This is a genomic window from Mesorhizobium sp. M00.F.Ca.ET.216.01.1.1 (assembly GCF_004010325.2).
GTDB lineage: Bacteria > Pseudomonadota > Alphaproteobacteria > Rhizobiales > Rhizobiaceae > Mesorhizobium.
In genome coordinates this window covers 231,351-243,860 of sequence record NZ_SADR02000002.1, presented here as the reverse complement: position 1 = coordinate 243,860, position 12,510 = coordinate 231,351, and the positions used below count along the sequence as shown (strand labels likewise).

The following is a 12,510-nucleotide window of genomic DNA, read 5'->3' as shown; positions in this document are numbered from 1 at the left end:
ATCGATGCCCGTTGACGACTGCCGCCAAAGCATCTTCCAATAGCCAACCACACAGCACCGGACGGAACCAGGCAATGACATTGGCGACTGCGGCCCAATCCGCAACATGGACCTTCGTGGATGGCGACTGGTACGAAGGCAATGTCGCCATTCTGGGGCCGCGCAGCCATGCCATGTGGCTCGGCACCAGCGTGTTCGACGGTGGCCGCTGGTTCGAGGGTGTTGCCCCCGATCTCGACCGCCATGCCGCGAGGGTGAACGCATCGGCGATCGCGCTCGGTCTCAAGCCGACCATGAGCACCGAAAAGATCGTCGGGCTGACCTGGGACGGGCTGAAGAAGTTCGACGGCAAGACGGCGGTCTATATCAGGCCGATGTACTGGGCCGAGCATGGCGGCTACATGGGTGTGCCGGCCGATCCGTCCTCGACCCGCTTCTGCCTTTGCCTCTACGAATCGCCGATGATCTCGCCGGCTGGTTTTTCCGTCACCGTGTCGCCGTTTCGGCGGCCGACCATCGAAACCATGCCGACCAACGCCAAGGCCGGCTGTCTCTATCCCAACAACGGCCGTGCCATCCTCGAAGCCAAGATGCGCGGCTTCGACAACGCCCTGGTGCTCGACATGCTGGGCAATGTCGCCGAGACCGGAACCTCGAACATCTTCCTGGTCAAGGACGGCCATGTCCTGACGCCGGCGCCGAACGGCACGTTCCTGTCCGGCATCACCCGCTCGCGGACGATGACGCTGCTTGGCGAGTATGGCTTCAAGACCATCGAAAAGACCCTGTCGGTGCGTGACTTCCTCGAAGCGGACGAGATCTTCTCCACCGGAAACCATTCGAAAGTCGTGCCGATCACCCGCATCGAGGACCGCAACCTCCAGCCTGGGCCGGTGGCCAAAAAGGCGCGCGAACTCTACTGGGATTGGGCGCATTCGACTTCCGCCGGCTGACCCGCCAGGCAGGCTTGCGCAGGCATGCCAACGCTTCGTCTGCCTGGCCTTTTGTCTTGTGCAGGTTCTTGTCGGAAAACCGTGTGACACTTTTCCGGAACCTGCTTAGAAAGGGGAACCGGCGCTTCATTCCGGAGTTGTTCCAGCTCAATCCAGTCCTATCTTAGTCCGGTATCGACACCGAGCTTTCCACGAGGAGTATGACCGATGGCTTTTGAATTGCCCGCCTTGCCCTATGACTACGAGGCCTTGCAGCCTTACATGTCGAAGGAGACGCTGGAGTATCACCACGACAAGCATCACAAGGCCTATGTCGATAACGGCAACAAGCTCGCCGCCGAAGCCGGCCTCGGCGATCTGTCGGTCGAGGAGGCCGTGAAGCAGTCCTTCGGCAAGAACGCCGGGCTCTTCAACAATGCCGCCCAGCACTACAACCACATCCATTTCTGGAAGTGGATGAAGAAGGGCGGCGGCGGTAACAAACTGCCAGGTGTGCTGCAGAAGGCGGTCGACAGCGACCTTGGCGGCTACGACAAGTTCAAGGCGGACTTCATCGCTGCCGGCACTACCCAGTTCGGCTCGGGCTGGGCCTGGGTTTCGGTCAAGGACGGCAAGCTGGCAATCTCGAAGACGCCGAACGGCGAGAACCCGCTCGTCCATGGCGCGACGCCGATCCTGGGCGTCGATGTCTGGGAGCATTCCTACTACATCGACTATCGCAATGCGCGGCCGAAATATCTCGAAGCCTTCGTCGACAGCCTCATCAACTGGGACTATGTCCTCGAACTTTACGAAGCGGCGTAGGCCTGATCGATTGCAGGAAAGCCCCGGTACAACCGGGGCTTTTCTTTTTCAGCGCACGACGAAAAAAATCACTCAACCGTGAGGCGAATTCCGGGAATTTTCAGGCCATCCTTGTCGTTATCGTTCCGTCGCGGGGTGCCTTCACCCGAAACGTCTTCACCATGGAGCCAGTTGAATGAGAAAGCTTGTCCTCGCTATCTCGATGCTCGCCTTCGCCGGTTCGGCGGCATCGGCCGATCCGCTCCAAGACCGGCAGGCGCTGATGAAGGAACGTGGAAAGATCGCCGCCGGACTGTCGAAAGTGGTCAAGGGCGAGACCCCTTACGAAGCCGCTTCCGTGCTGACGGCGTTGCAGGCGCTGCAGGCGAACGCCGAGAAATTCGACGCCGAGGCTCTTTTCCCGGCGGGCAGCGACAAAGGCGACACAACGGCCGCTCCCAAGATCTGGCAAGACATGGCCGGCTTCAAGGAGACTCACGACAACTATCTCACCGACGTCAAGGCCGCCGTCGCCGCGGCCCCTGCCGATGTCGATGCCTTGAAGACGCAGTTCGGCACCATCGGCAAAGATTGCGGCACCTGCCATCAGACCTACAGGATAAAGAAGGGCTGATAGCAGGCGATGCGCCTGCTGAAGAAACTCGTCGGCGCCGCCCTCGTTCTGGGCGGTGTGGGCGCGGTTGCCGGTTGGTTTCTGTCGGCGCCGGTCGGGCTCGACGCTGAAACCCTGGCGCAGCTCGGCCCCGGCGACGCCGCCAGGGGCAAGCGCATTTTCTCCGCCGGCGGCTGCACGTCCTGTCATGCGAAGCCGGGCTCGAAAGGCGATGCCCGCCTTGAGCTGGCCGGCGGCCTCGAGCTCAAGACGCCATTCGGCACCTTCGTGCCGCCGAATATTTCGCAAGACGCCAAGGACGGCATCGGCGCATGGACGGTCGAGGACCTTGCCAACGCCATGCTGAAGGGGGTGTCGCCGGCCGGCGAGCATTTCTACCCGGCCTTTCCCTATACGTCCTACGCACACATGAAGCCAGCCGACATTGCCGACCTCTATGCCTTCCTGAAGACGCTTCCAGCGGTCGCCGGCAAGGCGCCCGGCCACAAGCTCGGTTTTCCCTTCAACATCCGTCGCGGCATTGGGCTGTGGAAACGGCTCTATCTGAGCAGCGAGCCGGTGATTGCTTTCCCCGATGGCACACCCGATCCCGTGACGGCCGGCCGCTATCTGGTCGAAGGCCCGGGCCATTGCGGCGAATGCCATACGCCGCGGGCCTTCACCGGCGGCACCAAAAAGAGCGAGTGGCTGGCGGGTGCTGCGGCCACCGAAGGCAAAGGCATCGTGCCGAACATTACCCCGGGCGAGGGTGGGCTCAGTGACTGGTCGCAGGCCGACATCGCCAACTATCTCGAAACCGGCTTCACGCCGGACTTCGATACCGTCGGCGGCGCAATGGTCGATGTGCAAAGGAACATGGCCGAGCTGGCGGCCGACGACCGGGCGGCGATCGCGGCCTATCTGAAGGCCATACCGCCGCATCCCAATGGCTATCCGGCGCGCGAGAAGCCGGCGAGCTGATTCCGGGACGCCATGGACAGGTTACCGGTCGCCCAGGAAATCGAAGCCGGTTTCGAAGAAATGATTGTAGTTGCAGGTCATTTCCTCGCCGGGAGCGATGTCGCGCAACGCATATGTCTCCTCCGGTGACGAGACATCGCAATTCGGGTCATCAGCGTGGTTCATGTAGCGCGCATCGTCGGCTTCGAAGACGATGTAGTTCGGGTCGTGGCGGTCGGGGTAGGAGTAGCGGTCGAGGTAGGCCTTGACCGGCCCGGTTTCGCGCTCGTAGGTCCGGACAGGGATGCGCCGGTCGTATTTGGGATCGAGCTTCCAGATCAATGTGCCGCGGGGGATGTGGTTCTTGGCAAAGACACCAATGCCCTGGATGGGCGATTTGTCGAGATAGACGTCGACGAGCAACATGACAGGACCTTGCGAGATCGGGTGATTGGGTTTGTGCGCGGCCGCGGAAAGCCGCGCACTGCGTAGCGCGCGGCCATCGCAATTGCGAGCGGAAAAATCAGCCTCAAACCTCATCTGCGGCAAGGCCAGCCTTGCCCGTCACCTTGAGCGCAAAGGCATAGGTGAAGGCGATTTCCTGCAGCCTGGAAAACCGGCCGGATGCGCCGGCATGACCGGAATCCATGTTGATCTTGAACAGCACCGGATTGTCGCCGCTCTTGCGCTCGCGCAGCCGCGCCACCCATTTGGCCGGCTCCCAATAGGTGACGCGCGGGTCGGTGAGGCCGGCCTGCGCCAGGATCGGCGGATAGTCGAGCGCGGCGACACTGTCGTATGGCGAATAGGCGGCAATCGTCCGGTAATCCTCCGCCGAGGCGATCGGGTTGCCCCATTCCGGCCATTCCGGCGGCGTCAGCGGCAGGCTCGCGTCGAGCATGGTGCTGAGCACGTCGACGAACGGAACCTCGGCGACGATGCCGCCGAAGCATTCCGGCGCCATATTGGCAACCCCACCCATCAGCATGCCGCCGGCCGAGCCGCCTTGCGCGATGATGCGGTCATGGGCCGTGTAGCGCTCGGCGACGAGATGGCGCGCAACGGCGATGAAATCCGTGAACGTGTTCATCTTGTGCGCCCGCTTGCCGTCGTCGTACCAGCCATAACCCTTGTCCTTGCCGCCACGGACATGGGCGATCGCATAGACGAAGCCGCGGTCGACCAGCGACAGGCAGTTGGTGTTGAACGAGGCCGGCACCGCGATGCCATAGGAGCCGTAGCCGTAGAGCAGGCAAGGCGCCGATCCGTCGAGCGGTGTTTCGCGGTGATGGAAGAGCGAGATCGGCACCAGTTCGCCATCAGCGGCGGGCGCCATCAGCCGCCGTGTGACGTAGTGGTCCGGGTCGTGGCCGGACGGGACTTCCTGCGTCTTCAGCAGTACGCGCTCGCGGGTGCGCATGTTATAGTCGAAGACCTGCGCCGGTGTCGTCATCGACGAATAGGAAAAGCGCATGATCTCGGTGTCGTATTCGTACGACCCCGACAGACCGAGCGAGAAAGCTTCCTCGTCGAGCGAGATGAGGTGCTCTTCGCCGCTCTTGCGGTCGCGCACGACGATCCGCGGCAGGCCTTCCTTGCGCTCGAGCCGGACCAAGTGGTCCTTGAAGCCGATCACCGAGAGGATCAGCCGGCCCGGCTCGTGCGGCACCAGTTCCTGCCAGTTGGCGCGCACCGGGTCGTTGGCCGGCGCGGTCATGATCTTGAAGTCCTTGGCGCCGTCGGCATTGGTGAGGATGAAGAAGATATCGCCGCCTTCCTCGAGGTCGTATTGCAAGCCGGTCTCGCGCGGCGAAACCAGTTTCGGTGCGGCAAACGGATCGCCGGCGCTCATCAGGCGGTATTCAGATGTCTCGTGATCGTTGATGCCGATCATGATCCACTCGTTGGAACGCGTGCCGCCCACATTCATGAAGAAACCGGGATCGGGTTCCTCATAGATCAGCCGATCGTATTCAGGGTTGTCGCCAAGGGTGTGGAACAGCACCTTGGAGGGGCGATGGTTGGAATCGAGGCGAGTGTAGAAAAATCCGTCATTGCCGGCATCCCACACACCGGAGCCGCCGGTGTCCGGAATCAGGTCCGTCAGCTCCTTGCCGCTGGCGAGGTCACGCACGCGAAGCTTGAAGAATTCGGAGCCCTTGTCGTCGAATGCCCACAGAAGCTTGCGGTGATCGGTCGAATGATCGACGCCGCCAAGCCGGAAATAGGGCTTGCCCTCGGCCTCCGCGTCGCCGTCCAGCAGGATCTGCTTGTCGCCGCCATCGCGCGGCGTGCGGAAATAGCGCGGCTGCTCGCCACCAAGCTTGAAGGATGAGCCATAGGCGTAGGGTCCATCCTTCATCGGCACGGTCGAGTCGTCTTCCTTGATGCGGCCCTTCATCTCCGTGAAAAGCTGCTTCCGCAACTGGGCGGTGTCGGCCATCAGCGCCGCCTGATAGGCGTTCTCAGCTTCGAGATGAGCGCGGATCCGGCTGTCGAGCAGGGATGGATCCCTGAACATCGCCTGCCAGTTTTCGGCTCTCAGCCAGGCATAGTCGTCGGTACGGGTGACGCCGTGATGCGTGTCGAAGACGGGCTGCTTCTCTGGCTGCGGCGGGCTGACGGTCGGAAATGCTGGAGATCTGGTCATTGCGTCTCGCTGTGGAAGAATCTGGAATGGTGAATGAACACGCCGATCGGTGCGGGTTCAAGGCGGACGTCGGCTGGGTCTGCGGAAAATACATCACTCCATATTGAATGGTCCAAATGCCGCTGCTGTGGTCCGTCTGCTCACGAGCAATAGTAACGTTTCACAACTTGTGATTTTGCTGGATGTGGCAATCGGCTAGCCTGTAACGACGCCATCATATCCAAGCATTGAAATCTATCTTGCCGATCATCACCGATGTAATGGCTGCCTCGCCTGGCGTCAGCCGCTCCTGGTCTGACCAGAAAATATCGTTAAGTTACACAACGCACGAAAGAGTGAAGCTGAAAGCGGAATCTTTGATTAATATCGTTTAATATAGCGCAAGAAGCGAATTGACTTACTTGGCTGTCGGGCCCATTAAGATATCGCGACGCGAATCTCAGAGGTGCTTTCCTGTATGAATTTGCGCGATGCCCGACCTAGCAAAAAGGGCGCAGACACAAACAACTCTCGTTGGGGCCTGAACACCATGGATATCGTCGAAACACCTTCCAGAAATAGTGATGCACTAATCGAGTTGACCGCCGATGTGGTGGCCGCCTATGTCAGCAACAATCCGGTTCCGGTCGGCGAACTGCCGAACCTTATCGCCGACGTCCATGCCGCTCTCGGGCGCGTGGGCGGGGCCGCCGAACAACCTCCTGCCGACAAGCAGAAGCCAGCGGTAAACCCGAAACGCTCTGTCCATGACGACTACATCGTCTGTCTTGAGGACGGCAAGAAGTTCAAGTCGCTCAAGCGTCATTTGATGACCCACTATGGTCTGACGCCGGACGAATACCGTGAAAAATGGAACCTGGACGCAAGCTATCCGATGGTGGCTCCCAACTACGCAGCTGCCCGTTCTCAGCTTGCCAAGAAGATGGGTCTCGGCCGCAAGCGCAAGGGCCGCTGATACCGGCTTAACTCCCGGGTTCGACATTCGACGGCGCCTGCGGGCGCCGTTTTGCCTTGCAGGTGGGGTTCGACTGCCCGCTCAGGCGGTCTGCTTCAGCGCAACTTCGGCGTCGCGCTTGATACGCTTGACCATCGAGCGAAGACCATTGGCGCGTTGCGGCGAAAGGTGTTCGTCGAGGCCGAGCACCTTCAGCGTGGCTTCAGCGTCGGTTTCCTGGATCGCGCTGGCCGGCCGTCCCGAAAACAGCGCCAACATGATGGCGACGAGGCCGCGCACGATATGGGCGTCCGAATCGCCCTGGAAGGTGACGACCGGGTCCGCGCCCGGTCCATATTCGGTTATCAGCCAGACCTGGCTGACGCAGCCGGCCACCTTGTTGGCGGGGTTGCGTCCTTCGTCGGGAAACGGCGGCAGGCCCTCGCCCAGCTCAATCACATAGCGATAGCGGTCTTCCCACTCGTCGAGGAGCGAGAAATCATCGCGGATCGTCTGGATCGTCGTGCTCATAACCCCGGATATAGTCACCAGAGGCTCCCACGTCACGGAAAAAGAGGAAAAACACCGCAGGCGTCGAGAGGTCGGACGGACCTGCGGTGTAGCCAATAATACGGCTGAAGGGTCTCAATACGCTATCTCAGTTTTGCGCCGGCACGTCGACTTTCGCAGGCAGGACGATTTCCTTGGGCACGCTGCCGGTGGAAACCGAGACGTCGGGCTCAGCCGCTGTCTTGTCGTCAAGCATGGCGGCCGCGATCTTGGCGGTCTCCTTGGCCCGGGCGGTGATCGTGTGCATTGCCGACTTACCGGTCTCGCAGACATCGGGCTTGCGCTCGCAAATGCCGGCGATGTCGCCGACCGCTTCGCGCGCCGCAAACAAGGCCTGGATCGGCCCGACGCTCTGGTGGCCTGCCTCGTCGGGGCCGACATTCAGCGGCAGCGCCAGAAGCACCAGCGAAAACCAGAACGCTGCTCTTATAAGAAAGCTCATCTCAATGCCCTCTCGTCCGTGACCGGATCATGCATCCATCGGCATGACCTCTTTTATGGGCACGATAGTGGCACAGACGCGCAAAGGACGGCTTGCCCGGTAAGTGAGAATTTTCCTCAAATTTTAGGCAAATTCGAAACGAACCGTTTTGCAATCGATTTGCTTCGAATGCCTTTGATTTGCTTAAGCACTCGGTAACCATCTATCTGGTTGGTTTTCAATGCTATTCCAGAAAATCATGGCACGCCGGCCTTCTTGCTCGCAAGCGCAATGGCGCCCCACGCGGATAACGCTCCGTTTACTATGGCTGCAAATGCCGGAGCTTTCCTGCGCCGGCGCTCCGATATTTGCCGCAGGTCCGGCGCTGGCCGGCCGGGCCTTATCCATTCCTTAAACGCTGGATGCGAATTTCAAATCAATAAAAGCGACCTGCAAAGCAGGGCAGTCACGACCGGGTGCGAGTGCGTTGAGTTCAATTACGGCCAGATACGTTGAATTGCCTGGCGCGATGGCTGCCGGCTGCGAACGTATGGTTCATCCAGCCATCACCGGGCAGGACGCCCGCTCGCGCCAGCGCCGGTTCATCGGCGTCATGCTGGCGGCTCCGTTCTTCGCTGCCGGCGCTGCTGTGACGCTGGTCACGTCAGGTCTGGGTGCTGCCGTCACGGTCGCGACCATCTTCGCCGCCTTTGGCCTTTGCTGGTTTGCCGCCCTGCTGGTAGCGGCATCGGGCAGGATGACGCTGGCCGCCCAGGTCGCCCTGGCGATGGGTGGCCTCGCCCTTGCCGGCGTCATTGCGGCGGCCGGAGGCCTGGCCTCGCCGGTTGCCTTGCTTGCCGCGGCATTGCCATTCGAAGCCTGGTGGATCGGCGCATCCCGGCGCGCGGCACTGTGGGGTGCCGTATCCGCACTCGCGGCGATCCTGTTGCAACCCTTTGCCGGCTCTGTCTTGCCACTCGGCCCGGCGGAAATCGCCGCGTGGCACTGGCTGCTGCCGCTGGCCTGGGCGTCTACAGTGATTCCACGTGTCACGGCACTTGGCGGCCCGGCGGACGCACAGCCTGCTCCGCTCGCCGGCGACCGGCTCGAAGACATGATCGATGCAGTTGTCCTGCGCGTCGCCAGGCATGGCGAGGTTCTGGATGCGTCGGCAAAGGCGCGCACCATCCTGAAGCTTCCGCCGGAGCTGCTTTTCGGCACCGGCCTGTTCGATCGTGTCCACCTGTCCGATCGCGTCGCCTATCTCAGCGCGCTGGCCGACATGCGGGACGGCGCGCTGGCGCGCCGGCTCGATCTTCGCGTCCGGCTGCCGCAGAACGGTGCCGGCTCGACGGCCGACAATTATCGGCCATTCTGCCTCGAGCTGATGCGGGGCGAGCAGCAGGATGTATTCACGCTCGTGCTGCGCGAAAACGACGAGGTCGCCGCACTGCGCCAAGAGCTGGCCACTGCCAACGAGGCGGCCACCTCCGCCGAGGTGGCGAAAGGGCGGTTCCTGGCGGTGGTTAGCCACGAGCTTCGCACGCCGCTCAACGCCATCATCGGTTTTTCCGACATGCTGCTGCATGAGATGTTCGGCGCCTTCAAGGACCCGCGTCAGAAGGAGTATGTCGGCCTGGTCAAGGACTCCGGCCAGCATCTGCTTGCCGTCGTCACCTCGATACTCGACGTGTCGCGGATCGAGGCCGGCGCCTACGCGACCGAGCCGGAACCGTTCCGTTTCGAGGAAGCGGTCGAAATGTGCCGGTCGATGATGCGGCTGCAGGCCGAGGCCAAGGACATCGTTCTGCAGACGCAGATTGCGCCGGACGCCGGCGAAATCAATGCCGATCGCCGTGCCGTGCAGCAGATCCTCATCAACCTCGTCTCCAACGCGATCAAGTTCACGCCCGATGGCGGCAACGTCGTCGTCGGCGCCAAGCGCATCGGTTCGCACCTGCATTTTTGGGTCAGGGACACCGGCATCGGTATTGCCGAGGAAGATTTCGCCAATCTCGGCAAGCCGTTCATGCAGATCCAGAACGACTATACGCGCCGATTCGAGGGAACCGGGCTCGGCCTGTCGCTGGTCAAGGGCCTGGTGGCGTTGCACGAGGGCACGATGTCGATCGAGAGCATGCCGGGCGAGGGCACCACGGTAACGATCAGCTTTCCGGTGAACGGACCGAAGAAACGTTCAACGGAAAAGGCCGGCGTGCTGCCGATGCCTGCGGCCAGGACGAGGGGGGACGCGAAAGGGGACAGGAATGGCTCGCTCCGCAAAACAGCCTAAGGCGGTCAAGCGCCGCAGCAATGCCTTCGAGGACGGAGCGATGGCTCTCGGCAGCCTGATCTCGCGCAATCCGGTGCTGGTCGGCGGCTCGACCGCCTTCCTGGTCACGCTGTTCTACGTTTCGGCCAATGCTCTGTGGTATCAGCCCTTTCCGCACGCTGGCGCCTTCTTCGCCACCCGGAGCATCGAGGGCTTTCCCCGGGCGGATACCGACGAGCCCGAAACCACTATCAACATCGTGCGGCCGGGCCAGGCCCCGGCGCCGGTCAAGAGCGATCCTGTCGTCGAGCAGGTCCAGGGCATATTGAAGGACCTCGATTTCTATTCCGGTACGGTCGACGGGATTACCGGCCCCAACACGCGCAAGGCCATCCAGACCTATCAGCAGAAGGTCGGGCTCAACGCTTCAGGCGAGATCGACAGCGTGCTGCTTGACCAGCTTGGCGCCACGCCGACCACGGCGGCGGTGCCGCATCCCGTGCCGCGGCCGGCTGAGCCGGTCGCTGTTCCGGCTGTCATACCCGCGTCTGTGCCGGCAAATGCGCCGACCCAGGCGCCCGACGCCCGCATCGTCAAGATCCAGGCCGGGTTGAAGGCTTTCGGCAATGACGACATGCAGCTCGACGGCGTCGTCGGCGCCCGCACCAAGGCCGCGATCAAGGAATTCCAGTCGCTGTTCGGTTTGCCCGAGACCGGCGAGCCCGACGAGGTCGTCTACGTCAAGATGCGCGAGATTGGCCTGACCAACTGACGATCGAAACGACCGCTCGCACACGGGCAGAAATCTCATTAAGTACCGTCTGGATGTTGTCCAGGGTGCTGCCATGCGCATAACCACCGATCTGTGGGTGTCGGTCCTGTTGCGCCGGGTTTTCGGTGCCGGCGGCTTTGCCGCCGTGGTCAAGCGCGGCGCAGCCGAGGCCGGTGCCGTCTTCGTGCTGGCGCGTGGCAGGCTGGGCGAGATCTCCCTGTTTGGACCGGCGCCGCAGACGAGCTACGATTCGGCCAGGCCCGACGACCGGTTTTTCAGCCTGCTCGCTGCCGGCGACGATGCTGCTGTGCTCGACGCCAGGCTGGAACGGGAGAAGAAATTCGATCCCGACATCTGGGTGGTCGAAATCGAGGCCGGCGCCGTTCCAGTCGAGGAGCTTATTTCCGTCAAGACGCCTTGAGATTGGCATCTCCGGCAACATTGTCGCTGTTCGATGCCTGGTGTTTGCCAGCATTTGCAGCGCTGTGGCCGTTGCCGCGAACTGCCCTGGACAATGTCTCGGCCTTCCAGGCGCGGACCTTGTCGAGTGCCGCGTCGCGATGCAGCAGGCGGTAGCGGTCGAGAAAGAGGCGGATCGCCTGCGGGTGTGGAAACTCGGTCGGATAGACGGCGACCGTGATCAGGAAGGCCCTGTCCTCGCTGAGGTCGAGTGCCCGCAAGGCGGCAAGCAGCGAGGCATAGCTCGAGGCTTCGGTCAGCGACCGCGCGGTCGAAAAATCGATGTCGAGCGCGTCGGCGAGTGCTGTCTGGAAGAAGGCAGCGTTGCCGGTAAGCGCGGTCTCGCGCAGCTTGGCGAAGGTTGCCAGGCCGACGAACGGATTGACGCTCGAGCCCGCGCTCGTTGCGTCGGGCCGCATCATCGACTGCAGCCGGCGGCGTGCATTCTCGGCCGCAATGCCGGCTGCCTGTTGCCTGCCAGTGTCGATCAAAGCAGGTTCGACGATTTCAAGCGCTGCCTTGGCGACCTCCTCCGGCCGTCGCACCCGCACCAGGGTTGGCTTTTCAAGCGCCCTGATCAGGTCTGATATGGTCGGGTTCAAATCCTTGCGGCGGGCAATGGTGCGCGCGTGCGGCAGGCCGTGACGCCCGATCAGCGCAATGAGATCGATGTCGCTCAACGCACGCGAGCGGATGAGCAATGGCGCGGCGATCTCGACCGGTTCCCCACAAAGCCGCCGCACCAGTGCGGCTGGCGCATATTCACATTCGGAAAGCGCGGCGGCGACGTAACGGCGCGATTCGACCGACACATTGTCGAACAGCGGCAGCGTGAGGTCCTCGAGCTGGGCGATCTCGCGGCGCGATGGGCGGGTCAGCGAACAGAACGCCGACACCGCGGCGCGGAAAAGCCTTTCGGCCTTTCCCGATTCGGCCCGTATAGCGATTTGCCTGAAATCCGAAGCTGACACGAAGGATACGCCCGACACTCGACACGATCTCGACCACGCTCGACCCGGACTGTGCCGGTCAACCGTCTGTCTCGGGTCAGGACGTCCTGACCTTAGAACAAAGATCAAGTTAGCGGCGATCCGTTAGCGCTCCGTTAACCCTCTGCCGGCCT

General features: G+C 62.1%; 13 protein-coding genes. 8 read left to right on the top strand and 5 right to left on the bottom strand.

The features are described from left to right. Positions 1–74: 74 nt before the first annotated feature. From EN859_RS04025 to EN859_RS04010, 4 genes are all read left to right on the top strand, one after another. A complete protein-coding gene (locus EN859_RS04025; RefSeq protein ID WP_127851633.1) occupies positions 75–953 on the top strand; it encodes a branched-chain amino acid aminotransferase in 879 nt (292 codons plus the stop codon). 207 nt (positions 954–1,160) lie between these two features. Continuing rightward, complete coding sequence (locus EN859_RS04020) at positions 1,161–1,757, top strand: superoxide dismutase (RefSeq protein ID WP_127851632.1); 597 nt, start codon at positions 1,161–1,163, stop codon at positions 1,755–1,757. 175 nt (positions 1,758–1,932) lie between these two features. Then, positions 1,933–2,370 carry a cytochrome c gene (locus EN859_RS04015; RefSeq protein WP_127851631.1) on the top strand — a complete coding sequence of 146 codons (438 nt, stop codon included), beginning with the start codon at positions 1,933–1,935 and terminating at the stop codon, positions 2,368–2,370. 9 nt (positions 2,371–2,379) lie between these two features. After that, on the top strand, positions 2,380–3,330 hold the full coding sequence (locus tag EN859_RS04010) for a cytochrome c (protein ID WP_127851630.1): 951 nt from the start codon (positions 2,380–2,382) through the stop codon (positions 3,328–3,330). A 21-nt stretch (positions 3,331–3,351) separates the two neighbouring features. Here EN859_RS04010 and EN859_RS04005 read toward each other — a convergent pair whose 3' ends face one another. Both EN859_RS04005 and EN859_RS04000 read right to left on the bottom strand, forming a co-directional pair. Then, positions 3,352–3,735 carry an SET domain-containing protein-lysine N-methyltransferase gene (locus tag EN859_RS04005; RefSeq protein ID WP_127851629.1) on the bottom strand — a complete coding sequence of 128 codons (384 nt, stop codon included), beginning with the start codon at positions 3,733–3,735 and terminating at the stop codon, positions 3,352–3,354. Positions 3,736–3,838: 103 nt separating this feature from the next. Further along, positions 3,839–5,959 carry a S9 family peptidase gene (locus EN859_RS04000; protein ID WP_127851628.1) on the bottom strand — a complete coding sequence of 707 codons (2,121 nt, stop codon included), beginning with the start codon at positions 5,957–5,959 and terminating at the stop codon, positions 3,839–3,841. Positions 5,960–6,488: 529 nt separating this feature from the next. On the opposite strand from EN859_RS04000, the gene EN859_RS03995 reads away from it, so the two are divergent. Further along, the gene (locus EN859_RS03995; protein WP_127851627.1) at positions 6,489–6,914 is read left to right on the top strand and encodes a MucR family transcriptional regulator; all 426 of its coding nucleotides are present in this window, start codon (positions 6,489–6,491) and stop codon (positions 6,912–6,914) included. A gap of 81 nt (positions 6,915–6,995) precedes the next feature. Here EN859_RS03995 and EN859_RS03990 read toward each other — a convergent pair whose 3' ends face one another. After that, positions 6,996–7,424, bottom strand: a complete 429-nt coding sequence (locus tag EN859_RS03990) for a SufE family protein (protein WP_127851818.1) — start codon at positions 7,422–7,424, stop codon at positions 6,996–6,998. A gap of 127 nt (positions 7,425–7,551) precedes the next feature. Next, positions 7,552–7,905, bottom strand: coding sequence for a DUF5330 domain-containing protein (locus tag EN859_RS03985; RefSeq protein WP_127851626.1), 354 nt, complete (start codon positions 7,903–7,905; stop codon positions 7,552–7,554). Between the two features lie 529 nt (positions 7,906–8,434). On the opposite strand from EN859_RS03985, the gene EN859_RS03980 reads away from it, so the two are divergent. The 3 genes from EN859_RS03980 to EN859_RS03970 all read left to right on the top strand — a co-directional run bounded on the left by EN859_RS03980 (position 8,435) and on the right by EN859_RS03970 (position 11,349). Further along, complete coding sequence (locus EN859_RS03980; protein ID WP_127851625.1) at positions 8,435–10,177, top strand: HAMP domain-containing sensor histidine kinase; 1,743 nt, start codon at positions 8,435–8,437, stop codon at positions 10,175–10,177. Continuing rightward, entirely contained in the window at positions 10,152–10,928 is a 777-nt protein-coding gene (locus EN859_RS03975) for a peptidoglycan-binding protein (protein WP_127851624.1), read from the top strand. Before EN859_RS03980 ends, EN859_RS03975 begins: the two co-directional genes overlap by 26 nt. Before the next feature lie 73 nt (positions 10,929–11,001). Further along, the gene (locus tag EN859_RS03970) at positions 11,002–11,349 is read left to right on the top strand and encodes a DUF1491 family protein (protein ID WP_127851623.1); all 348 of its coding nucleotides are present in this window, start codon (positions 11,002–11,004) and stop codon (positions 11,347–11,349) included. On the opposite strand, the gene EN859_RS03965 is transcribed toward EN859_RS03970, so the two are convergent. Continuing rightward, positions 11,336–12,358, bottom strand: a complete 1,023-nt coding sequence (locus EN859_RS03965) for a hypothetical protein (RefSeq protein WP_127851622.1) — start codon at positions 12,356–12,358, stop codon at positions 11,336–11,338. The genes EN859_RS03970 and EN859_RS03965 overlap by 14 nt on opposite strands. Positions 12,359–12,510: the final 152 nt, after the last annotated feature.